Annotated in this window: 15 protein-coding genes; all 15 read right to left on the bottom strand. The window is 43.8% G+C overall.

Features of this window, described 5'->3' with window-relative positions; all coding sequences use genetic code 11:
• Nucleotides 1-2: 2 nt before the first annotated feature.
• Nucleotides 3-3,464 (bottom strand): TonB-dependent receptor, encoded by a 3,462-nt coding sequence (locus tag HMPREF1212_RS21730; RefSeq protein ID WP_046151057.1) that lies wholly within the window; start codon nt 3,462-3,464, stop codon nt 3-5.
• A gap of 121 nt (nt 3,465-3,585) precedes the next feature.
• Complete coding sequence (locus HMPREF1212_RS21725; RefSeq protein WP_232430179.1) at nt 3,586-3,999, bottom strand: FecR family protein; 414 nt, start codon at nt 3,997-3,999, stop codon at nt 3,586-3,588.
• 214 nt (nt 4,000-4,213) lie between these two features.
• Nucleotides 4,214-4,663, bottom strand: coding sequence for a hypothetical protein (locus HMPREF1212_RS21720; protein ID WP_046151056.1), 450 nt, complete (start codon nt 4,661-4,663; stop codon nt 4,214-4,216).
• Between the two features lie 385 nt (nt 4,664-5,048).
• The gene (locus HMPREF1212_RS21715) at nt 5,049-5,597 is read right to left on the bottom strand and encodes an RNA polymerase sigma factor (RefSeq protein WP_046151055.1); all 549 of its coding nucleotides are present in this window, start codon (nt 5,595-5,597) and stop codon (nt 5,049-5,051) included.
• Nucleotides 5,598-5,909: 312 nt separating this feature from the next.
• Entirely contained in the window at nt 5,910-6,800 is an 891-nt protein-coding gene (locus HMPREF1212_RS21710) for a YitT family protein (RefSeq protein ID WP_028730155.1), read from the bottom strand.
• Between the two features lie 132 nt (nt 6,801-6,932).
• Nucleotides 6,933-8,039, bottom strand: coding sequence for a glycoside hydrolase family 43 protein (locus HMPREF1212_RS21705; RefSeq protein ID WP_232430203.1), 1,107 nt, complete (start codon nt 8,037-8,039; stop codon nt 6,933-6,935).
• A gap of 19 nt (nt 8,040-8,058) precedes the next feature.
• Nucleotides 8,059-8,943: a hydroxypyruvate isomerase family protein gene (locus HMPREF1212_RS21700; RefSeq protein ID WP_046151054.1), complete on the bottom strand. Its 885-nt coding sequence runs from the start codon at nt 8,941-8,943 to the stop codon at nt 8,059-8,061.
• A 51-nt stretch (nt 8,944-8,994) separates the two neighbouring features.
• A complete protein-coding gene (locus tag HMPREF1212_RS21695; RefSeq protein WP_052725079.1) occupies nt 8,995-10,236 on the bottom strand; it encodes an alpha/beta hydrolase family protein in 1,242 nt (413 codons plus the stop codon).
• A 154-nt stretch (nt 10,237-10,390) separates the two neighbouring features.
• Nucleotides 10,391-13,570 (bottom strand): DUF5107 domain-containing protein, encoded by a 3,180-nt coding sequence (locus HMPREF1212_RS21690; protein ID WP_046151053.1) that lies wholly within the window; start codon nt 13,568-13,570, stop codon nt 10,391-10,393.
• 101 nt (nt 13,571-13,671) lie between these two features.
• Nucleotides 13,672-16,656, bottom strand: coding sequence for a glycoside hydrolase domain-containing protein (locus tag HMPREF1212_RS21685; protein WP_046151294.1), 2,985 nt, complete (start codon nt 16,654-16,656; stop codon nt 13,672-13,674).
• Nucleotides 16,657-16,675: 19 nt separating this feature from the next.
• A complete protein-coding gene (locus HMPREF1212_RS21680; protein WP_046151052.1) occupies nt 16,676-17,683 on the bottom strand; it encodes a sulfotransferase family protein in 1,008 nt (335 codons plus the stop codon).
• Nucleotides 17,684-17,687: 4 nt separating this feature from the next.
• On the bottom strand, nt 17,688-18,866 hold the full coding sequence (chrA, locus tag HMPREF1212_RS21675; RefSeq protein ID WP_046151051.1) for a chromate efflux transporter: 1,179 nt from the start codon (nt 18,864-18,866) through the stop codon (nt 17,688-17,690).
• A 1-nt stretch (nt 18,867) separates the two neighbouring features.
• Nucleotides 18,868-20,292 (bottom strand): aryl-sulfate sulfotransferase, encoded by a 1,425-nt coding sequence (locus HMPREF1212_RS21670; protein WP_198293293.1) that lies wholly within the window; start codon nt 20,290-20,292, stop codon nt 18,868-18,870.
• Nucleotides 20,293-20,438: 146 nt separating this feature from the next.
• Nucleotides 20,439-21,977: a RagB/SusD family nutrient uptake outer membrane protein gene (locus HMPREF1212_RS21665; RefSeq protein ID WP_046151049.1), complete on the bottom strand. Its 1,539-nt coding sequence runs from the start codon at nt 21,975-21,977 to the stop codon at nt 20,439-20,441.
• Nucleotides 21,978-21,996: 19 nt separating this feature from the next.
• Nucleotides 21,997-25,155: a SusC/RagA family TonB-linked outer membrane protein gene (locus tag HMPREF1212_RS21660; protein WP_028730145.1), complete on the bottom strand. Its 3,159-nt coding sequence runs from the start codon at nt 25,153-25,155 to the stop codon at nt 21,997-21,999.
• Nucleotides 25,156-25,190 lie beyond the last annotated feature (35 nt).

Here is a 25,190-nt window from a genome sequence, read left to right as displayed (position 1 = left end):
AATTAGAATGTAACATTTAAACCGAAAGAATAGGAGCGCTGCAACGGATAAATCTGTCCGCCCAAACATTCCGGATCCATCTTATAGTATTTGTAAAGACCAGTGATTTCACACAGGTTATCGCCGGAGAAGAAAATACGAAGGCGACTGATATTAACCTTTTCCACCCATTTCTGCGGAAGCGTATAACCAAACGTCAGGTTCTTCAAACGGGCATAGGCTGCATTCTGCAAGTAACGTGTCTGCGGAATAGCAAGTCCCCTATCAGTAACATACGCTTGATAAGACTTGACACGCGGAAAGAATCCATTCGGATTTTCTGTTGTCCAATGGTCATTGTAGTTACCATACGTAAGATTTGTCCACGGATCAAAATACATACCCCAGAAATACGGGTCACGAGTCGGATAATAATCCTTTTTCATAATACCCTGTATAAATATACTGAAATCGAATCCGTTCCAATCGCCATTAGCAGTGAAACCGAAAGCATAACGAGCCTGATCATTACCTATGACCGTATAGTCACCATGGTCGGCCAATGTGTTAGCGCCTTTATTAATCTTGCCATCGCCGTTTAAATCTTTATATTTAACGTCACCAGGAGCCATAGGAGGTGTACCGGGATACGGATCAACCTCTGTATGGTCGGCACTGTTATTGATATCTTCCTGAGAAGTAAAGAAACCATCATTCACCAGCCCCCAGATTTCACCCCATTCTTTGCCTACATAATGATCGCCTAAGCTACCTGTTTCATTGGCATATTTTGTAATCTTTGAACGACTGTCACCAATATTAAAGCTTGCACCATAGTTGAACGGCTTGCCTGCCAACTTAAATTGGTCACGCCAGCTGATTGTTAAATCCCAACCGGTAGTCTTCAAGTCGGCAGCATTTTCTAACGGAACATCCGTTCCCAATACTGATGGCAGCTTCGCACCGCTTCTCAACATGTCTTTCGTACGACGAATATACCCATCAACTGTTGCCGTCAAACGATTATTGAAGAAGTTGACATCCATACCCCAGTCAGCAGTCGTCACCGTTTCCCAAGTTAAGTCGCCGGCAACCAATCCCGGAGAAGAAACATAGACAGGTTGTTTGCCATCCAATATAACTTTCGACTTATCGGAACTCATCGTTGCCAAATAAGGATAATAATTGTCTTTCAGATATTGATTACCCAAACTACCATAAGAAAAACGTAATTTCAGGAAGTTAACCACATCTCTAAGAGGCTCAAAGAAACCTTCCTGTGAAATGACCCATGCAGCAGATCCGGACGGGTTGAACACAAAGCGGGAATCTGTCGGGAAACGTGAGGTTCCATCATAACGGGCATTCACCGCCAAGATATAACGATTATCATACGTATAATTCAAACGCCCAAAAACACTTCGGAAAGACAACTCTCTGATACGTTGAGTAACAGTCATGTCACCCGTAGCCAGATTCGGTGTAGGCAGTCCGTCAGTAATCAGCTCTTTGCGCTGAGCATACTCATAAGATTCACTCCAGCTTTCCTGGTTGTAACCCGCCATCGCCGTGAAATCGTGCTTGTCATTAAACAACTTATGGAAAGTTGCATACGCATCGAAAGTAACCGTTGACGCTTCCGTATTATCGAAGAAAGCGGAAGAAACCGAGTTCTGATACAGAATAGGAGTTTCCGGACCTTTCCGGTAAGGAACAGACAATTGCGCACCGTCCTTATTATTCCGGTTAGCGACATAGGCAAACGAACCGTTAACAAAAAGAACATCTTTAATAATGTCCAGCTTAGTCGTAAACTGCGTTGTCAAAGTTGTTTTGTTTTCTTTCTTACGTCCGCCTTCCGCAAAACGTCCCATGATAGCGGCGCCGTCTTCAGTATAAGAACCATCCGGATTCTTTATAGGCACCAATGCATTACGACGGTTCACAGCCCAATAATAATCATCTCCCAAAAAGTAAGGAGCATCATAATCAGAAATTACCAAACTAGTATTATTGCCCAACGTCCACCAATCAGTCAGTTTGAAGTCCAGTTTGGAACGAAGATTGTATCGGTTGAACTTATCTGTTCCTTGCGAAACCATACCATCCTGGAAGTTATAACCGGCAGAGAAATAGTAGTTCAGACGGTCGGTCTTTCCAGAGACATCGACAGTGTGGTTCGTTGAGAATGCCAGGTTTTTATAGGCTTCACCAAACCAATCGGTCTGACCGAAATAAGCATAAGTTCCATCCGGCTTCAAGAAATAAGGAGATACGCTCGGATCAGACGAAACACGTTTCGCATATTCTAACTCTTCTTGATTATGATTAACACCCCAGGGATAGTAGAAATCATTACGTGCCGTTGCCACTGTATAAGGGTCAGTAATCACCTCTGCCATACTACTCAACTTACGCATGGCAAAATTGTTACTATAATTAACGGTCAGTTTTTCCTGTCCTGCCGTCTTCGTTGTCACCAAAATTACACCGAATGCTGCACGTGAACCATAGATAGCAGCCGAAGCAGCGTCCTTCAGAACGGAGATGCTTCCAATATCGGAAGGATTCATACGGTTTAATTCTTCCGAGGTAGAAACTACTCCATCGATAACGATCAACGGATCACCACCGTTAATAGAGGTTGTACCACGTATGTTAAATGTTGGAGAATCCGTAGCCTGACCACTACCGATCGAAACTGTCATGTTAGCAACCGATCCCTGCAGAGCTTGTCCGACTGTCAAAACCGGACGGTTTTCCAATACTTTTGTTGAAACAGTTGCCACCGCTCCGGATAAATCCACTTTCTTCTGTGTACCGTAACCGATAACAACCACTTCATCCAGCGATTCGCTATCTTCGCTCAGGGTGATATTCAGCGCACTTTTCCCTTTCAACGCAATATCTTGTGTTCTGTAACCTATATAAGAAATACTGATCGTTGCATCGGGATTCACTTCCGATAAAGAGAAATTACCATCTATATCCGTTATACCACCGATAGTTGTACCTTTCACCAAGACATTCACACCGATCAGTGGCTCGCCTGTCCCATCTTTGACATTTCCTGTTACAGTAATTTTCTTTTCCTGTTGAGGAGCCGCCACAGGCATTTGCTTTACTTTCGTTTCATTTCTACGGATGATAATCTGACGGTCATTAATAATATACTCAATATCCGTTCCGGCAAACATATTATCCAAAATGGTTTCAACAGGTTTGCTGTTAACGTCCACACTCACCCTCCTGTTCAAATTAATATTTGAACCATGGTACACAAAAATAAATTCACTGTTCTTTTCAATGTAATTAAATACATCTTTTACAGTCCGGTTGTTCATGCGGACAGTCAATGTGGTTTGCTCCGCATAGACTGATGCTGCACAGATAGCAGATCCTCCATAACTTACCAGACATAAGGCTAGACATGCACTTTTAAGAAAATGAGCCGGTTTTCGGCTGAATTCTTCATTCTTTTTCATACATTTGTAATGTTTTTTCTTTGATACATAAATTAATAGATTAAACAAAAACTATTGAACCGGGTGATATGGCCGTATCATTCGGTTCGTTTTTTCATTTGACGACTTTCACATAGGCATTCTATTTTGATATTATTATGTTATTGTTCGCATCAGTTTTGTATTGCAGGAACAAAGACTGGCAAAGGATATTGATCACATCTTCTATGTTCTCACGCAAGTCCAGTTTTCCGGAAAGAGGAATATTTCCTATTTCTTCATTATACCAGATACCACGTCCATAATAGCGCGAAAGACGGTCGAGAGTCTCTCCAGCTTTCCGACCGTTCAGTAACATCATATTATCTTTCCAACAAATATATTCAAATACATCTACTTCGCTTATATTCGAACCCTTCTCATCGATTTCAATCCGCTGGCTGGGAGAAAGCTGTGATTTTTTATTCCTACCCATCCGAACCTCCACACTTCCGTTCACCAGAACCACAGAGGCTGAAGTATCCTCTTTATATGCACATACATTGAATTCGACCACAAAAATAGAAAGACAAAAAACATACAAAAAATAACCCAATCCTTTACTGTCATATGAAAGCAACCCCCTTTCATTTCATTAATGACAAAAATAAAATTGGAACTGGAGGCTTTTAATCAGTTTTTGGCTATATAAAAAAACAGGATTCAAATATAAAATTTGAATCCTGAAGCTTTCTATTTACACAATATTGAGAACAGTGTCAGAGAAACTTTTAATGCTCTGTAGATGGACTTTCATGCCCGTGATCCAACCACGTACATATATCAGCTTCCATAAATTTAACAGGAGGAGCAACATTTGTATCCTCAACTCCCATCACTTTATAAGTAGTAGAAGAAGAATCTTGTCTTTTATAAATAACAAAAGAAAATTCATCTATAGGATATTTCTTGTTCGCATATATTTGCAAACATCTCTCAAAACGACTTATAATTTTATCCGGTAAAATTCGCATATACTTAAAATCTTTATACATCTCTACAGTATATCCTTCAGTATGCCACCTTGGGACCCAATATTGAATAACTCTTGTCATCCTTTGTCGCTCTTCCAAATCGACACTCTGTTGTACAGACAAATTTTCTTCCAACTTAACAGCTTGTCCATTAAAACTCACTCCTAACAAGCAAGTGATCGCAGCAATAATTACTTCCTTTTTCATAAAAATAGTTTTTACAGGTTATTAATACTATTCGCTTCAATATTTGTTTTAAATCAGATTTCGGAACATAATAAACTTCGGATTGATAAAGGTCCACCAAGAGAAAACATACAGACATATACTTTGTTGCCATCAGTCAGTAAATAAGTATTACCATCCAATACTTCAAACTGTAGATTATATTTATCTTTATCCATTTGCGTATCCATAATGGTATATTCAGACTGCCTGTCACCTTGCTCGGTCTCATGAACCTTCTAAAAGTCTTACCTCGCCTGTTTAAATGATTTCTTATCTAATATATTTTGTTCTTTATCCACGATAAACTTCTCTTATTTTTATAACGGGAAAAATCTTATTTGGTACTCACTTTATTTTAATAAAATCAATTATTTTCTAGATATAATCTCCTAAGAGCAGATAAAGACCTAAATAACAGATTCTTGCTCGACTGATAATTTATTCCCATAATCTCTGCTATTTCTTCATGCTTAAGTTCATTCACATAATACAGATAGATTATCTCCTGCTGATGGGGCAACAGTTGGGTGAAAACCTGCATTAACCGTTTAACACGATAATCCGACACCGAATCGTCAAAGGGAAACAACAACAATAGTTCATCTGTTATAAATATTTCTTCATAAAGAGTAATATTTTCGGTTAACCTCTCTTTTTCCAATGCATCGTATAACTTATTACGCAATGCTTTAATTAGATACCCTTTTACATTAGAGGAAAAAGAAAGAGAACCGCTATTCTGAATTAGTTTAATGAAAACATCCTGAATACAATCCTTTACCAAATCCTTATCAGAAACAAGTTTGGAACCATAGTTAAATAACAAAAAATAGAAACGGCAATAAATTTCCTTGAAAGCCTCCCTATCCCCTGTCAAACATAATCCCCATAATTTCTCATCGGATATTTGCATATAAATATCTACCTATAATTTTGGAAATACTTCTGTTAGAACAAACACACCAACAACTGCAAATATAACTCATTTTTATTATAATAGGTTAAATTGGGAAGAAGAATGAATGTCCTAAATTGTCATCAAAATTCCCCATTTATTTTTTTAGAGTGGGGAGTTTTCCCCATATAAGCGGGGATTCATACCCATTATAGTGGGGCATTATCCCCATTGTAGTGGGGAAAACTATGTACAAAAGCTTTTCAACAAACTATTCAGGCACGGAATTTGTGAGATCCGTGCCTGAGTAAAAGTTATTATAGAGAGTCATTATTTCACTTTAATATGGTCGAACCCTTCCCCATATACCCCGATAACAGAACTCTGTGAAACGAATGCTTCCGGGTCTATATCCTTGATCAAGCGGAAGATAGTGGTCGATTCGCGCTTTTTGGCCAGAACGAACATCATCTTAATCCCCAAGCCGGTGTACAGTCCGGTTCCGTCAATCACCGTCACCCCACGGTGCAGATCTTTATTGATACGGCGTCCAATCTCTTCATATTGCTTGGAAATGATGAAGAACTGTACAGACTGACGCGCACTGTTCACCACCTGGTCGAGCACAAAACTGGAAATATAAAGGGTGGCGAAACCATAAACAACCTTCTCCCAATCGTGCAGTACGAAATAACTGGAAGAAATAATAATCATATCCGTCATCAGGATCACACGTCCCAATGTAATGTCACGGTACTTATTGATGATTGCGGCAATAATATCCGTACCTCCCGAACTGCCGTTGGCAGAAAAAGCGATACCGATACCACTTCCACAAAAAGAAGCACCGATCACACAAGCCATGAACGGCTGATCACCAAGTAAGTGCAAACCGGATGTCGCACTCTGGATAATAGGCAGGATAAAAGTCATGACCAATACGGCAAAAATAGTTTTCACACTGAACTTCCATCCAAGAACAACCAGAGAAGCGATCAGCAGGCCACCGTTAATCGCAAAATAGGTATACTGTACATTCAGGCCGGTTGCCCAATATACAATAGAAGCAATACCCGGCACCCCTCCGGTAGTAATGTCATTGGGCAACAGAAAGACAGTCCACCCAATGGCATAGGAAAGCATTCCCAGAGCGATCATCAGATAATCATGCATTTCCCTCCACATTAATTGTCGTGAAGTAACTGATAAAGAAGGTTTCATTTCAAATGTTTATTATGTATTAAAGATCTATTGCCACAAAACAAATTTTGCAGCCCCGCGAAAGCGAAGCTGCAAAATTAATCAAGATTAAATCAATTTATTGATATGGCCCTGATGAATTTATAAAAAAAATCAGTAGCTCCATTTATCCTGCCATTCTATGACAGGCTGGTCACCTTCAAAGCGGATGGGAAGCCAGATATAACGGCCATCGATCGCATTCTCGGGAGTCCAGCGGTCGCCCATATAGATGAACTGTCCCGGTTTGCCCGGAGCAGGCAATACATACGTACTCTGCGAATGGAAAGAAAGATCGGCATCTGGTCCGACAAACGGATTTTCAAGTTCTTCCCAAGGCCCCCAGATAGAAGAAGCTACAGCCGAACGACCGGCATTCGGTGCCCAACCTGTACAACCGGACATGATCAGATAATATTTACCGTCACGTTTGAACATGGCCGGCGCCTCCATAAAACGTCCGGGGAAGAAGCGGGAATAAGTACCGGAATAGTTTGTATAATCATCTGTCAGTTGAGAGATATGCAATGTACTATTCTCCTCGGAAGAGTAGATATGATACGCTTTACCATCGTCGTCTACGAAAAGATTCATATCGCGTGCCATCTGGCCGCCTTCCATATCCCGTCCCAAGAGGTTCAGGCTATCGGGATGTGCAGGCAGACTACCGCCTGTAAAACCTTCACGATCAGTCAAAGGCACCTTAGTCTTATGTACATCCTGCACATTCTGCGGCCAGTAACCGGCATTCGGACGAACGGCACGGAGAAATTTATAAGGGCCTGCCGCCTGGTCGCTGACAGCGATACCGCTAAGCGCACCGGAATAACCAGCTCCTTTAGGTTCCAGATGGAACCACATCACATAGTTATTATTCTTCTTATTATAGATCACCTTGGGACGCTCCAGGATACAACCTTCCGCAATACTATGCGTAGGATCGTCTTTCACAACGGATAAAGCGACGCCTTCATCTTTCCAGTTATATAAATCTTTGGAAGAATAGCAATGGACACCCACCAACGCATTATTCCCGGCAGTTCCTTCCGTCTTATGTTCACCAAACCAGTAATAAGTATCTCCGACATGCAAGATACCGCCACCGTGAGCGTTAATATGCACGCCGTTATTGTCCGGCCACAATTCACCCGGAGTAAACGATCCTTCGGGTTTACATCCTGCGAACACGAGAGCGAACAACAGGATGCAAAGCTGTATCATTCTTATCTTACTCATTTGATCAGACATCACAGATACGGATACATTTTTCAAGGGAAGCGATCTTATCCGGCTGGCGGGGAACAAACTCCTGCCCTACAAATCCTTTATAGCCGGTTTCTACTATCGCTTTCATGATAGCCGGATAATAGAGTTCCTGTGTCTCATCTATCTCTGCACGACCCGGATTACCTCCGGTATGGATATGGGAGAAATATTCGTGATATTTTTGAATATTTTCAATGATATTTCCTTCCATAATCTGCATGTGGTAGATATCATACAACAATTTGAAGTTAGGAGATCCTACACGGCGGCATAATTCAACACCCCAGACCGTATGGTCACACTGATAGTCTTTATGCCCTACGCTGTTCAGCAATTCCATAGTAAGGACTACATTATGTTTTTCAGCCAGCGGCATCAGGCGTTTCAAACCCTTTTCGCAATTTTCCCAACCTTGCAGGTCTGTCAGTCCATTCCGTTTACCGGAGAAGCAGATCAGATTGGTCAGTCCGGCTTCGGCGACCAACGGGATCACCTGTTCATAGCTGGCAACTAACTCGTCATGCAGCTTCGGATCATTGAATCCTCTGTCGATACCCAGGCCGGCACCCTGTGCCATCGCCACGGTAAGGCCGTGCTTCTGAACGATTGGCCAGTCCTTCGGATCGAGCAATTCGATGGATTCGATACCAATCTTCTTACATATTTCGCAAAACTCTTCCAACTCATAATCGCCAAAGCACCATTTACTTACGGAATGGCGGATATTCCCTTTCAGGGGTTGGGGAGCTTCCGCTTTTTTCTTTTTTGCCGGATTTGCAGCCTCCAGGCCGGATACAGCTATCGCTGCTCCTCCAACTAATGCGGTCTTAATTGCAGTTCTTCTTGAAATGTTTTCCATGCTATTAGAATTGATAATTAATTAGATGCTACAAATATAAGTAAAATAAATCTACTTCAATAACTCATCCAGCCAGGGCAATACCCATTCTTCTTTAAAATAATGATTCTTCGGATCTACATTCGCCAGATTAAAGTAAGTATCCCGATCCACTCCTTCCGGAACCTGCTCCAGTTGTTTCCGGTCTTTCGGATCGGCAAACTTTTTATAATGATAGAAGGTAAAGTTATCCGGTTTACCTGACAACCGATACGCTTTCTTTATGAGGTTGAAATCACGATCCAATCCGCCTTCGGTACAGATCACCGGGCGGGGAGCCAAAGCGGCAACCAGATCGGGAAAGTCGAATTGCTTCAGAAAACCGGGGATCAGGTGTTCGATCGAGTTGGGGAAAGGACGAACTCCCTTCGAATCCGGCTGGGTCATTACGAGTATCCGTTCGAGCGTACGGCACATAAAATCATTATAAACAAAGGCATAGATTGAAGGATCCAAAGCTCCCAGAACCATTAACGGCTCGGTTCCCAAAGAGAAACCGCTGACAATAATCCGTTCTTTATCCACATAGTTTTGTGTTTTCATCCAGTTAAGGATATTCCAGTCCTGCCAGGCGGTAAGGCCCAGATAACTCCATCCCATCTCCAGCAGGATACGCGAGGTGTTGAGATAGTCGAAATGCCCGTTGTCCGAAAGTTCGGCACATGACGGATTATCCACAGCGACCGCAACAAAACCCTTTTTTACATAATGTAAAGCCATCGCATTCTTTTTTACCGGTTCCACAGGTGATGAAGCCAGTTCATAATCGCCCTCCGTCTCACCTGCCAGCCCCTCTTTGCTACCACCAAATCCGGGTATACAAAGCATAGCAGGAACTTTATGTCCGGAACCGACACCATCCGGTATCAAAACCAGATAGGGAACAACGCTACCGGGCAACGGATAAGACTCCCATTTCTCGATCCGGTAACCATCCCGCTTTACTGTCCTGACACAAACAGGGGCGGGTGAATCCGCGATCTCCGGGAAATGCATCAGCTCTTGCATTGCAGAGCGTAAGCCGGCCTGCCATTCTTTAAATTCAGTTTCAGTAAAATCCGGATTGAATGCATACGCCGGTTTCATCTCTTTCAACATATACTGGACAGTTCCTCTCGAGCTTAAGAAACGACCATCTTTGCGGTTTGTCGTTATCCTGGAAGGATCGTCCGGATTAGAAGTTCTCTGACCGGTTTGTCCCATTACCGGAAAAACCAGCAGCAAGCCAAACAGAAGATTAATTATTCTGCACATACTATTTTTAATTTAAGATTAGACAAGTTCCAACGCCTATACAGCTATCATCGGTTCCATATATCTATGCGGTATCCTATAGGTAAAAGAAAAGTTTCATAGGCATGAAACAGTTGTTTCACCTAGAAGAAACAACTGTTTCACTATAGAGAAACTATTTGCGGAAGCTATTACCGTCATTTGAAAACAGACGGACGATCAAATCAAAGTTCGCGTCGCGGAAAGAAGTTTCCCACGGCGTAGTATCCGCCTGATCGTTACGGGATTTAAGCATTCCGGCGGCTTTCTCCTTTTCACCGTTATAAATGGCGGCGCACCACTGGGCGATACGGTTTTCCGGGAAGCCGGTAGCCCATGAAGCCACCATACGATCCGCTTCGGCCTGTTTTCCCGATTCACGCAAAGCAAGTGCACTCAATAGATTTCCGGAACCGAAATGAGAACGGCTAGAAGGATATCCGGCAACCGATGCCAATAAAGCTTCCGCTTTCTGCTTATCGCCCAATCCCGCATATGCCTGCGCTTCCATATAATCTTCCAGGCGACTGTCGATCATATTGTCGTAAGGCTTGCCTACGCCTAAGTTTTCCGGCCATTCCTTCGATGTTTCCACATTCTTCAAAACCTGTTTATAACTCTTTTTACCCAGTTGTTCCATTGCCTTATACAAATTGGCTTCACGGTAGACAGCCCGTCCGGCATAAGAACCTTCATTGGGAAGAACCTGTATCTTACTTAATAAGGAGATACACGGCTGATACTGGCCTGTCTCACACAATGCTTTTGCATACTTCAAACCGATATAGTAGTTCGACGGATACTTTTTAGTGTATTTCTTTCCTGTTTCAACCGCTTGCTGCCATTGGTTATTGGAGATATAATAGTTGATCAATGCAAAACCGGTGCGCCATGACATTTCTGTCTGCTCCGCTTTCAGCAGGTCGGCCAACCGGGCTTCGCCGCTCTTCAATGACGCACGGCTCAGGTAGAAAGGAGCATAATCCGCTTCACCACAGCCATTAAAGAGTTCGAGTGCTTTCTCCTTATTCTGGTTTGCCCAATAAATAAGACCCTGATAATAACCGATCTTCCAGTCGGGACGAACCGTTTCAGCCCACTTCAATGCTTCCAAAGAACTGGGACGGAAAGGGAAGACCATCTCCGGAGAAGCTTCATTAGCCCGTTGCAGCACGCGGAGGCTTTCAGCGTCATTGCCTGTCCGGTGCAACAGGTAAGCCTGTTTGTAGAGGGCAACCGGATAGTTGCCGGCACAGGACAAGAGAGACAAAGCCTCTTCCGTGCAACCGACCGATTCGTACCATTCAGCCAGCTCCATATAAGTTTCGAAAGGAAGTTCGTTGCGGATCAATGACTGAAAATCATCTATCGGATGTCCGGAGCCGTCGCCCTGATAGAGTTGTTCAAAACGTGCAGCATGGTACAACGGAAGCCCCTCCAGCAACGGTTCGATAAGCGCTTTTGCTTTCTCCAGTTGGTTCGTCTTACGATAAACTACCATTAAAACATGATCGGCACTCAAATTCATTTGGTTGAACTCCTTACTTTGCAAGGCATAATGTTCAGCTTTTGCCCAGTTCTTGTCAAGCAGGAACATTTCAGCCAGTTTCTCGTAAGCGGCACTGCGTACCGACGGGGAATAAGAAGCAACAGAGAAACCGTCCTTAGCATCGGTATTATTTCCAAGCGCCTTGTTACATAAGCCATACAGATAGTTGGCTTCTCCCTGATACGTATTAATGCTCAACGCCGTACGGCAATGCTTCAATGCTTCTTCGTACCGTCCTTCCCGGTAATACAGGGAAGCCAGGCTTGTCAAAGCCGGAAGGAAATAAGGATCTTTCTCCAATGAAGCGGAGAGGTATTTCTCTGCCTTATCATATACTTTCTGGTTCATCCACTGATCGCCCTGTGTATAAAGGCCGTAAACAGAATTCCAGTCAAAGTCCGACGGCAATTGTTTCGGGCGGTTGGTAATATTATCCGACGGGACTTCCGAATAAACCAGCTGGTCGTTGCCGACTACCACTTTCAGCTTTCCGGCAGCAACCGCATTATCCAATGGAACAGAATCCTTCCATGTCTCCAAAACGCCACAACGGAGAGGAACGGAACGAACCATCTTATCACCATCATAAAGCTTGATCTCTGTGGACAGCTGTTGCAACGGAGAGAAATACAGTTTCAGGAAACCGTCTTCCCTCAACACATTCAACGCACCGATACGTCCGGCTTTGGATACGCCTTTTATGCCTTTCACCGGAAACCAGTATTCTGTCCACTGGTCGGTTGCCTGCGGGCCGAATGCGGTATGTTTATACGGGGTAAAACTGCTGTTAGACGCCGGTTGGTTATACATGCGGCCGGATTGCAGTTCGATATACTGGCCATCCGTATCTGTCAGCAGGTCTTCCCAGATACCGCCTTCACGGGACAGTCCCCAAAGGAATATCTTCATACCCAGCTTCTCGTCGTAATCAGCATGATGGATGGAACCGAAATCGTCATCGTGCCAATAAGCGCCGTAGAAGTCGTTGTATTTACCCAGCACATGATAGGATTTGGAATTTCCGAAATCATTCTTTTCATACCAGGAGATATCACGTCCCTGTTCATCGAGCGGGAAAGAAAATAGTTCGCCCCCATGACCGATATAATTAGTTCCGGGATAACAGAACTGTGCGTTTCCGGCTGCCTTATAGCCCGCATTCATCCATTGATAATATGGCTGATCAATGGAAGAACTGTTATGCCAGGTTGTCTTTGTTGTAAAATAAGCTTTGTCTTTCGGTAAGTTTACTTCCACTGTCCAGAGCGTACGGGTCACCAGATCGTAGGAAGATACATAACAGCTTACGCTTCCGTCGGCTTTCTTCCGGGTCAGGTAATCGATAGGTGTACTGGAAGTCGGTGCATGACCGATAATGCCGAAGTTAAATTCAATACCGCCGGAAGTCCACGGCCCACGCATGGCAATATCACGGAACTTCACGACATGGTTGTTATAAATAAATTCCTTTTGGGAAGTCTTATCCACTGCTCCCCAGATCTTCCCTCCTATTTCGGGAAAAAGAGTCAGTTTGATATAGTCATTTTCAAGTGCCACCACTTTCCACTCTTTATCCACCCCTTTAGCGGCAAAGCCATCAAAACGAAAATAGGGATAGAACAGGTCGGAAGGATCAGCCACCGGATCAGGATCGGAGAAAGGGTAGGTTTTAACCGTTTGTACACTTTCAGAAACAGTAGCCTGTTGTTGTGCAGATAAAGGTTGCAATATAGCGGTTGCACAAAGAAGGATGAGAATCTTTTTCATGGTAATTTCTTTAAATAATAAACAATTGTATAGGGGGAGCAATTCTCCCCCTATACAATTAAGGAGTACATTTACTGTCAATTATACTATATCAGCCTGCGTTATTTTGCAATAATTAACAAGCCTTTCCCTTTTGGTACTGTGATCTCATCACCCGGTTTCCAGGTTGCTTCGGTCTGGAAATCAGCTATGGCCGGAGCATACAGCGTTACTTTCGACGGATCGAGACCCAGTTTCGCCCAGTCAACAGAAAGAGTGACCTTAGCATCGCCATCTTCCCAGGTAGCCAGCGAGATCAAGGTCTTCTCTCCCGGGTGGCTGTAAATGGTTGCCAATGTCTTATCGCTGTTCGTCTTCACCGGATTATCTTTCACCCAGTAGCCGATCATTTCACTTTTCTGCATGCCGAATGAATCCCAAAGATGCCACAACGGTCCATTGTCTACCCGCGGACTACGCCCGGTCATGCCATACAACATTCCGCGCCAGGGGTTGCCGCCGCCTTCCAGCATTTCACCCATCAATCCGTAAGGGATGCCGGATACTTCAATCAGCCAGAATTCGGGCGGGAAGTCATAATTAAAATATTCACCGAACCACAAACGATCCAGATACGGGAAATGCTCGAGATAAAGATTGGCACTGTTGGCAAAACCGTCCTTCGGATTATACTGATTAGCGGAATGCAGGTCGATCATTGCGCCCGGATTCGTACGGTTCAGTACCTTACGGATACGTTTCATCGTCATACGGTCGAATGCCAGGTCATCGATATACAGACCGTCAATACCGACATGCTGAACCAGCCAGTCGAGTCCTTCCAGATAATAATTATGCCAACGGGAAACACCACTGTTCACAATCGCAGCATCTTTCAGGTGGGGAACGAACCAGGCTCCGATATAATTTTGATCCAGATGCTCCTGCAACCAGGAGAAACCACCGCCAGGGCCTTCCGAGAAGATCTCATTTCCCAGACTGCGAAGGGCATACATTTCCACACAACTGTTAGACAACTCGCGGACAGTATTATAGATCTTCACCTTCATATCCCGTGCATGTGCGCCATCGATATAAGCCTTCATTTCCTTCGTACGAAGGAACGGATAGTTGATAAACGGATTGATACCCGTTGCATGGTGAATATTCAGCACATTCGCACCCAGCTTCTCTACCTTTTCGATAAAGTCATAACTATGATAATAACGTTCGCGCCATTGCTTATCCGTATCGATCGGGCGGAACGGGGTAATTGCCACATTGAAATAGTAATACAGCTTATCGCCTTTCTTTACTTCCCGTTTGCCGGAATAAGCATTGATCCGTGTTCCGTCGGAAGCGTTATTAATGTCGATACCTCCGTTTCCGTTATTACACCAGGACAGAGGCATATGTAATGGCTTCTGATGATAGAAATTCGTATTCAGCGGACGCTCGTATTTATTATCGTAGAAACGGATCTGAAGGCCGGCATTTACATCGCCTACCCACGGGCCGTCCTGGTTCTTTTCAACATCCCATTCCCAACGCAGGTCGTTAGGACAATAGCCGCCTTTCTCTCCCAGTCCCATCATATAACGTCCGATGCCGGGAGCCAGATGAGTACGCAGACCGATATCTTCGACGGATGCATTTTCGCGGGCAACCAGCGTCACCTTATATTCGATATTTCCATCCGACTCCATTTGTCCTTCCAGATCCATCAGAAAACGGCTGTTCTGGTTCAACGCCTTCCAGGCAATAGCTCCCTGTTTATGTTTTGTGATTTCGAAGTTCAGATTTTCCCAAGCACCACCGTCTGCCGCCAGTTCCATAGGTGCGGCCAGGATAGAACGGCCATCGGTACCGATACCGGTCATCGTTTCTTTAAAGTAACTGGTGATATCTGCCGGTAGTCCGAGAGAAGACAGCTTCACTTCACGTCCCAGACAGCTGATCGTTTTATCTTTCAGGACTAATGGCGTGTAAGGAGCAATCACCTCATCATCAAAACCGATCTGTGAGTTCAGCCAACGTAAGCGGGAATGACGCCAGGGTTCATTATCCCCATGATTGGCTATTATATTCTTAGAGACATTCAACGTAACCTGTACAGTCTTACTTTCCGCATTGGCGGCAGACACAATAACCGTCCCCTGATACGTTCCCGAAGAAAGATGTTCGGGCAACTGGGTTCCGATCCATAACGCCTGAACCTTGCCTTGCTCGACAGAACAGTCTTTCTTGAAAACAGTACCCGTTACATCCGTTCCTTCCGTATTGAAACAGGTAAATGAAGAGGCCGGAATCTGCTCGCCGGTAGCTGTATTTGTCAGAGCAGAGAAGTCTACGTGCAGGTTCTCCACCTTTGAACGGGCAGCCCATACACCTAACTGAAAAACATAATATTCGCCCTTGTCCGCCTGGCCGCTGAAATGGTCGTGACGGTCGTCGGCAATCCATTTATAAGGAATATCGGTCGTCATACGGATCGGATATTCCCGGTCTTCGGTAAACAGGATATATTTTTCTCCCGAACGCCCTTTCAGTAAGCGGGCCGTTTCATCAGCCGTAGCAATCACTTCCATCGGATAGAAACTGTTCAACTGGTTTATAGCTTGGAATTGTACCACCTTCGCAGCCGGAAGCGACGGCGCTTTCTTTCCCGACAATTTATTCTTCTTCACCCAATCGGCTGAAGCCGTATTTTCGAACGGCGGATAATTAACGGTCGGATAATACGGGCTGCCGCTCATTACATTCTTCAGGTAATAGATATAATATTCGCCCGGAACCGTCTGCGGTTGGAAAGCGACTTCCCCTTTCTCCCGGTTCACTGTAAAACGGCATACATTGGTAATACGTTCTCCCGTAGCAGCATCCACCACAATCAGATTCTTATCTTCCGGATTCAAATCACGGCGACGCCATTCGATCGTTGCCAGCACGGCATCCGACGGTTTCTCTACCGAAACGACTACCCGATGGTTTCCCAGGGAGTCGGCATCCCAGGTTCCCAACCCGTACAACTCGTCGGTAGGCACGGTTTGGGCTTGTAAGTTACTGAAGGTAAACAAACAAAGCAGAGTAAATAGCATTTGTTTCATACGCATTAGTGTTTAACGATTAATATTGTTTTATTCGATTGATCAATTCATCCTGCGGACGCCTTTTCTCGAGGTCGGTCGAATCGGCCTGCTGAATAAAAGCGTTCTTTAAACGACTGTTTTCTTCATTAAAAACAGCTATCTCCCTGTCGGAAAAGCTATCTCTCAGTAGATCAGGGGGAGTACATAAGGAATACCCCAGTTGCTGCAAAAGATCTCCGGCTACGGATTCAAAGATAGTAATATCTTCCGAAGATAATTCACGCAGGAACTTATTCGTATTATCTTTTAGGATCGGCTTGGTTACATTCGACCACATCTTACCGGCTACGGCTGTATTTTCTGACTCCCGGCTCTTATAGTACTCCATTACCCGATCGGAATAAGGGACATGCAGGAAGTCACAAAGGCGGCGCATCGTTTCTTCCGGACAGGCAATCAGCGTTTCATAATTCAGCATAAAAAAATGATCTTCCGCAGTCTTTTCTTTTAAGCGAAGTGCCGCCTCCTGGTCTTTCTTCCAGTTTTGAGCCAGCGCATAAATATGCTTTTCTCCTACAATCGCTTTTTTAAAAGAAAGGGCGACATCACGTCCGTCACGATAGAGATAGATGTAATAAGGTTGAATACCCGTAGACTCGATCCCTTCAGCATAAAACATATTCTTCATACTCTTGCAAAGCCAGAAAGAAGCTCCGGTTTGGCGGGCTGCCGTTTCATAGATCACACGGAACAGTTCATAGACTGTTTGCTGTTTACAGGCTGCCAGTATTTCATCGGTTCGGATGCTTATTCCCTCCCAGGGTACGGGATTTACCGTGACCAGCTCGCAGATATCCGCTGCCAACCGATGGAAATTCGACTGATCCGACAGGTCGCCATACTTCGGCAATAAGGGCAGGAAACGCTGAAGAATATGCGGTGGATGCGGAGCGACAATCTGTTCTATACCATCCAGCATCACACGCAGCAGATTGGAACCAGATCGCTGCGTTCCAATCATTTGTATTCCTTGTATTGTATTCATAGAATTAGAATAAGATAAAACCCGCCACACCTGCTCCAAGGATCAGGTAGATCGGGCTGATTGTGTATTTAAATGAGATAAAGAATGTAACAACAAAAATAGCCGCAGCAGCAACCGACAGCGTAATGGTCTGCCCGATCGTTATCGCCGAAGCAAAGATCATTCCGATAACAGCCGCCCGGATACCTTTCATCGCCGCTTTTACTACAGAAGAATGATTTAACACTTCTACAAAACGGGATAACAAAACTGTCAGGGCAGCCGGTGGAGTAAATATGGCAAGGGTAGCCAGCAAAGCCCCCAATACCCCGGCCACTTTATAGCCTATAAAGGCTGCCGTAATAAAAATAGGACCGGGAGTGATCTGCCCGATAGCAATCCCATCCGCAAACTCTGCCGAAGTAAGCCATTTCAGATTCTCCACGAACAATTCATGTAATGCCGGAATAACGACATAACCTCCGCCAAACAGGGTAAGACTTATTCCGGAGAAAGTAGATAAAATCTGAATATCTTTCGGAGCTTCCGGGCTTTGTCCGCCCCATAACAACGTGCAAAGCAATAACAACAACACTATACCGGATACGATCAGTTGTTTTCTGCCTATAAAATTCTTACCGGTAGATATCGTATCTGTCCCGGCAGGCTGACGGAACAGGAAAGCGCCGGCTACTCCACTACCTACAAGCAATAAGAATGTAACCGTAAAGCCTCCGATAAAGATCAGCAATAAAGCGGCCAGCAGACAAATGACCCATTGCACAGGAACTTTCACAGTCTTGCGCATCATCCCGATTGCTACCGTAATGATCAGGGCCGTGATAGCCGGTGTAATCCCGCTGAATATATTTTTAACCGCCGGAATATTACCATAGGAAAAATACAACCAGGAGAGAAGGATCACCAACAAAAAGGAAGGAATAATGATCCCGATAAAAGCGACAATCGCTCCGGAAATTCCCCTCAGGCGGTACCCGACATAAGCGATCGTATTAACCGCTACAGGCCCCGGTAATACGGACGTCAACGAAATGCCATCCAGCAGATCTTCTTCTTTCAGCTTCTTGTCTACTTCTACTAACTGCTTCTGTACGATAGCAATAAGCGACATATAACCGCCAAACGCCGTAGCGCCCAATTTCAGGAACGTAAGAAATATATATAGAAGCGAAACTTGTCCCATTTTACTTGATTTCTTTAAAATATTGATCCCAGGTTTCTACCGGTACGTACACCGCCCGATAGGGGGCAAAGTGCAAAACACTTTCCCAAAGTACCTTTCCCTTCTTATCCGTAACCATCACCGAACCAGTCTTCGAACTGCACTGTAGCAAGTTTCCATTTGGCAACATAGAGGCATTGCCCATCCGTGAAGTATATTTATCGGCAGGTAATAAAGCATTGATTGTTGTTTCGGCCGTACGGTTCTCTTCATCCAACCGGAAAGCCTTCCCTCCGGAACGCTGATTATGTAAACCATTATCGAAAAGCATCAGATCGCCATTCTCCATAATATAAGGCGAATGCTGAAAAGAGAAATAAGCCGTTGTATCCATTTTAAAGTCTCCGTCACGCCCAAAACGCCAGACTAGTTCGCCGCTTTTGGCATCCACCTTCCAAATCTGATCTTCAATAGGGGCCGACAATAAATAATTGCCATCTTTATCAAAGCAAAGCCCATTAATATGAAAACGGTCATAACGATATTCTGCGATACATGGGTCCTTCTCAATATCCCATACATCCCAGGCAGACCATTTTTTCAATACATTCCCCAATGTGTCGATAACCATAATACCATCACCTCCTAATGTATCCGTCTCTATTTTACCATTGACCGGAATTGTTGCCACTTTCTTCGGGCGATACAATGTATGTATATGATGATCCTCATCCATTAGTATATCATGATGAATCACTTGATAATCTTTTCCCTTTTCTATCTTATCCAAGTCAAGACGCCACATCGTTTCGCCCGTCAGCGACACTTCTGCCAATCCGGTTCCACCGGCAAACCCGATCGAACCGCGTCGCATCGGTTTTTTATGTTCATCGTTACGTACTTGCTCCGGAGTCATCGTATAATCATCTATTACATCCTTCACAAACGGACGCAGCATTGCTAGGAATGTTCCCCGCGGAGTCAGTGAAACGGCACGTACGCCAATATCTTCAACCTGCCAATACCAACGAACCTCGCCCTCGTTGTCGATCAGCATCATATAACCGGGCAGACGGCCAAAACATACTAATATCATTCCGTCTCCCAAAGCCGTCGTGTCATGGGGATGCCCCTCATTAAACCAATGGTTCACCAACCAAGGTGATTGTTCACGGGTCTTAAAAGTCAAGTCTTTCGATTTCTGTTTAAATAAATTATCTATAATAACACGATATGTATATTCGGTATTAGCCTTTAAAAGCAACAAATCAATATGATGAAGCGTGTCTGTTCGGGATATCCGGGTACGATACGATTTTCCAGTCTTCTTTTCCGTATATTCAATATATACCGGAGCCGGCTTTGCCAACAAGATATCGACTTTATTATACATCGCCGTGTTATTAGGAGAAGTCAAAATAACTGATTTCAATGTATTTTTTTCCATCCAACAAAAAAATACCAACACGACACAACCTATAACACCAACCATTGTAATCAAACGCTTCATATCTATCTTAAACTATTAAATTAAATAAAAAGAGGATGTGCTCCTAACCTCTTTCCGGCTTTCCACACATCCTCCCCCATTATTTATTTCGGTAACCGTGAAGGATTCTCTGCTGCTAAATTCGGATTCAATTGAGCATCATTCAACGGATACGGGAAATACCGCAAACTAGAAGTTACATTTGTCGGCTGAGCGATACCCAGCTTCTTTAAATGCGCATTTACGACTTCCTCATATTTTCCAAAACGAATCAAGTCTGCACGACGCTGGAATTCAAACACAAGTTCATAACCACGTTCTTTAAGAATAGCATCGTTCATTGCTTCTTTCGTTGAAGGAGCCGGGAAACGATTATGCTTTCCATATTCCGGAGCACCGGCACGAGCACGAATCTGATTCAAATAAGGAAGAGCTGCAGCCGGACCATTCAAGTTATTCTCGATTTCCGCCTTACAAAGGATCACATCCGACAAGCGGAAAATACAAACCGTACGCCCATCATAATAAGCATCTGAAATCATATCGTAAGTATATTTCATAGTAGCTACGTTTTGCATATACTTCGTTGTATCATTCGGAACAACCGTTACACCTTCATCAGGAACCATGTAATGGAAACCGTAATCAGATTGATCATCCCGTTTTGCATCCCCCGTATAATCATAATAAAAGAACTCACGACGCGGATCTTCTTTGTCATAACTACGCCAAAATGGAAGGGATACACCATAATATTGCCAACGTCCCGGTACATCCGGATGATCCGAAGGACCAAAGTGACAAGCAATCTCCGCAGCATTCTGCCCTGTTTCATGCAATAAAGCAAAGATCATCTCCTTTCCATACTTGTTGTTTTCCGACCATACATATTTGAAATCACTTTCCAATTCATACTGGCCACTGTTCAACACCATGTCGATATACGTTTTCGCATTCGCATAATCATGATTACGCAAGTAGATCTTTCCCAGCAATGTAGCGGCGGCTCCACTCGTGGCACGAGCCAAATCCTGACCACTCCAACTAGCAGGCAAAAGATTGATACATTCTTTCAAATCAGAAATCAATGTCGCTTCAATTTCGGCTACCGGAGTCAATGTCGCATCATTCATGGTAAACGGATTCTTCACCAACGAAGTGATAAAAGGAACTGCCCCCCATGCATCTGTCAAATCACGATAAGCCATCGCCCGCAAGAATTTAGCCTGTCCCTTCACCAAGTTCTTCTTTTCTTCCGACATATTGACAGCATCTACATTATCCAGAATCGTATTGGCATTCGATACCACATTATACATATCCCTCCAGTTGTTGCTGAAATAACGGTTGCTGGCATCATACGTCATATTACTCAGTTTAGTCGGGTCGCCAGCCGCAGTAGAATAACCTATATCGGTAGCATAATCGGTAATCATAATCATATACCCCCCGTAATATAACCAAGCATCTCCCGGATAAGGATTCATATCCGAATATAAACCCACGACGGCTGCTTCAATATCCGACTCCGTACCATAAGCATTCGCTGTCGTCAAATTACTATATATTTCAGGATCCAGATCGGTACAAGCCGAAACCAACCCCATCGTAACCAGACCTAATAAATATTTCTTACAATTCATTTTCAAATTCTCCTTTCCATTAGAACGTAATATTCAAACCTACCGTATAAGTACGCATAGCAGGATAAGCATTGAAATCCATACCAGCACCAGCATTCGCCGTTTGTTGGCTTCCACCTGACTGGGCAGCCTCGTTAGCTTTCGTATCCACTTCCGGATCCCAACCGGAATAACCTGTGATTGTAAACAAGTTCTCTGCAGAGAAATATACCCGGCAAGAACTTACCACCTTTTTAAACGGAATCGTATAACCCAATGTCAAATTCTTCAGACGAAGAAATGAAGCATCTTCGATAAAATGATCGTTCACATATCCACCATACTGCGAATAGTAGAAACCGTTACGCGGAATATCCGTATTCGTGTTCGAAGGCGTCCAACGATTCAATGCGTCTGTTGTACGTTTCCACTCCAAGTTCATACGTGTCATGTTCAACAAATCGTTACCGATAGATCCCTGGAAGAAAATAGACAAATCAAATCCTTTCCAGGCAAAGTTGTTGGTCAAACCAAAAATCAAATCCGGATTGGCATTACCTATAATCGTACGGTCATCGGCATCTATCTTACCATCATTATTCACATCTTCGAATTTCGGATCACCCGGTTTGGAATTGGGTTGTGGAGCATATGTCTCTCCTTCCTGCAATACACCGATATATTTCCATCCATACAAAGAGCCCAAAGGCTCTCCTTCACGTACAATAGCATAAGCATTTTCCGATACAGTTCCCACCGGTTTTGAAGATGTGATACGTATGTCACCACTACTCCCCAAGTCTAATACCTTATTGCGGTTGAGTGCCAAATTAAACTTCGTATCCCAAACGAAATCACCAGTCAAATTATGAGAAGTAATATCCAATTCAAAACCACGATTCGAGATCTCACCAACATTCTGCTGACCGGAAGTAAAGCCGGTATAATAAGGTAAGGAAACTTTCAGCAATAAATCTTTTGTCTTTTTCCAGTAACCATCCAACGTTACAGACAAACGGTTATCAAAAAATCCCATATCGAAACCAACATTATACTGAGTTGTCGTTTCCCACTTCAAACTGGCATTTTCAGGACTACTTTGGCTAAGATGCGTACCCGGCATATTGCTTGAACCATCCAAAGTGACATGGTTGGTAGAAACCAAAGCATACGATGCATAGTCGCCGATACGTTCGTTACCCGTGACACCGTAACCTGCACGTACTTTCAAGTTGCTAAAAACATCCCAATTCTTCACAAAATCTTCTTCACTGGCACGCCAAGCCAAAGAACCCGACGGGAATGTTCCCCAATGATTATTCGCTCCAAACCGGGAAGAACCATCCCGACGAACCGTTACCGTTGCAAGATATTTATCATTGAACGTATAATTCACACGACCGAAGAATGAAGCCAACAAATTCTCAGTCTTGGCAGAAGAAACCCCTTTAATGGAAGCAGCTCCCAAATTGTTCCATTCGAATAAGTCGGTAGAGAAGCCTTTTCCGTTTGCTGAACGAGATTCTGCACTATACTTCTCATACGAATATCCCAACATCACATTCAAGTCGTGCATATTGTTGAAAGTCTTCATATAATTTAAAATACCTTCAAATACCTGCCGAGTTGCCCTGAAATCATACGTAGAAGCAATACCTCCTTCTATTTCTCCCGCATAAGTAGTAGATTTTGGCAAATAAGAGCCTTTGAAATTATGTAACAGTTCAACACCGGCTGTAGCTTTTGCCGTAAATCCTTCAAACGGACGAATTTCAAGAAAAGCCGTCCCGTTGAACTTGTCATTTACCACCTCTTTCTTACGTTCCAGCAAATTGGCCAGCGGGTTATCTCCACGACCACCAGGAACACGCCCGTACGTGCCGTCTTCGTTGTAAGGCTTTACCGTCGGATCGTAACCCATCACACTCAACATTACATTCTCGCCCAAAATATTACCGCTATAAGTCTGAGCATTCGAACGTTCACGATGAGCATACATCGTAGCACCGGCCTTAATAAAATCGTTGATAGTTTGGTCAACATTTATACGTCCGGAAATACGATTAAAATCCGTATTCTTCAAAACACCCTCTTGCTTATAATATCCAAGACTGGTCAAGACTTTTGTCTTTTCGGAGCCGCCACGGAACTGGATGTTATGATCTTGTACCAAAGCAGTCCGCGTACAGACATCCAACCAGTCGGTATCTACGGTAGACTGCAATTGCGACGGCGTATAAGCCCCGTTCGGGTTCCCCGCCTGGCCGTCGATCTCCTGATACAACGCGTTTTGCAAATTCATATAATCCTTTGCATTGATAAAATCGAACGGATTATCCACCTTCTGAGCTCCCAGATAACCACTGTAAGAGATTTTATTTTCACCCGCTTTTCCTCGTTTCGTCGTAATCAATACGACACCATTCGCCCCACGTGCTCCATAAATAGCCGTGGCCGACGCATCTTTCAGTATTTGCATGGACTCAATATCATTCGGGTTCAAATTCAAGCCTTCCGAAGAGGGGAAACCATCCACTACATAAAGCGGTTCATTTGTAGACGAGATTGAGTTGTTACCACGGACACGTACTGAAATAGTACCTCCCGGTGCTTTTGAACTTTGCGACACTTGTACACCGGCCGTTTTACCTTGCAGTGCTTGTGCTGCATTACTTACCGTACCACCCATCACCATATCATCAGCCGATACAGTCGAAACAGCACCTGTCAAATCTTTTTTCTTCACATAGCCGTAACCAATCGCAACCACCTCATTCAGGCCGATTGCTTCTTCAGCCAAACTGACATTTACCACAGGCTGGGTACCTACTTTAATTTCTTTCGTAGTATAACCAATAAAAGAAATAACCAAAGTTGCATTATTAGGTACATCTAGGGTGTACTTACCGCCCACATCAGTAACTGTACCATTTGTGGTTCCTTTCTGCACAACATTGGCACCCGGTATGGGCTCTCCGGCACTGTCCGTTACTACACCCGACACCTTTTTAGCCTGTTGAGTGACCATAACACTTTCATTCTTTGCTTTCGCTGCATCCACTCCACCAGGAATAGCATACGAAGAAACGAGGGAAGATATACATAATCCAGCTATAAGACCGGATCTTGATAACACCTTCCGCGTCTGAGAATCCACTGCTCTTGCAGTAAAATTTTCTTTCAGTAAAGCGTTGTTCATAAATTTAAATTATTAGATTTATATCTGCATACAAT

The organism is Parabacteroides sp. HGS0025, from assembly GCF_000969845.1.
Taxonomy (GTDB): Bacteria; Bacteroidota; Bacteroidia; order Bacteroidales; family Tannerellaceae; genus Parabacteroides; species Parabacteroides gordonii.
This window is presented reverse-complemented; position numbering and strand designations above follow the sequence as displayed.

Coding starts and splice junctions, on each gene's coding strand:
- HMPREF1212_RS21730 (WP_046151057.1), bottom strand. CDS start 3,464: ATGAAAAAGAATGAAGAATTCAGCCGAAAACCGGCTCATTTTCTTAAA.
- HMPREF1212_RS21720 (WP_046151056.1), bottom strand. CDS start 4,663: ATGAAAAAGGAAGTAATTATTGCTGCGATCACTTGCTTGTTAGGAGTG.
- HMPREF1212_RS21715 (WP_046151055.1), bottom strand. CDS start 5,597: ATGCAAATATCCGATGAGAAATTATGGGGATTATGTTTGACAGGGGAT.
- HMPREF1212_RS21710 (WP_028730155.1), bottom strand. CDS start 6,800: ATGAAACCTTCTTTATCAGTTACTTCACGACAATTAATGTGGAGGGAA.
- HMPREF1212_RS21705 (WP_232430203.1), bottom strand. CDS start 8,039: ATGATACAGCTTTGCATCCTGTTGTTCGCTCTCGTGTTCGCAGGATGT.
- HMPREF1212_RS21700 (WP_046151054.1), bottom strand. CDS start 8,943: ATGGAAAACATTTCAAGAAGAACTGCAATTAAGACCGCATTAGTTGGA.
- HMPREF1212_RS21695 (WP_052725079.1), bottom strand. CDS start 10,236: ATGTGCAGAATAATTAATCTTCTGTTTGGCTTGCTGCTGGTTTTTCCG.
- HMPREF1212_RS21690 (WP_046151053.1), bottom strand. CDS start 13,570: ATGAAAAAGATTCTCATCCTTCTTTGTGCAACCGCTATATTGCAACCT.
- HMPREF1212_RS21685 (WP_046151294.1), bottom strand. CDS start 16,656: ATGAAACAAATGCTATTTACTCTGCTTTGTTTGTTTACCTTCAGTAAC.
- HMPREF1212_RS21680 (WP_046151052.1), bottom strand. CDS start 17,683: ATGAATACAATACAAGGAATACAAATGATTGGAACGCAGCGATCTGGT.
- chrA (WP_046151051.1), bottom strand. CDS start 18,866: ATGGGACAAGTTTCGCTTCTATATATATTTCTTACGTTCCTGAAATTG.
- HMPREF1212_RS21670 (WP_198293293.1), bottom strand. CDS start 20,292: ATGGAAAAAAATACATTGAAATCAGTTATTTTGACTTCTCCTAATAAC.
- HMPREF1212_RS21665 (WP_046151049.1), bottom strand. CDS start 21,977: ATGAATTGTAAGAAATATTTATTAGGTCTGGTTACGATGGGGTTGGTT.
- HMPREF1212_RS21660 (WP_028730145.1), bottom strand. CDS start 25,155: ATGAACAACGCTTTACTGAAAGAAAATTTTACTGCAAGAGCAGTGGAT.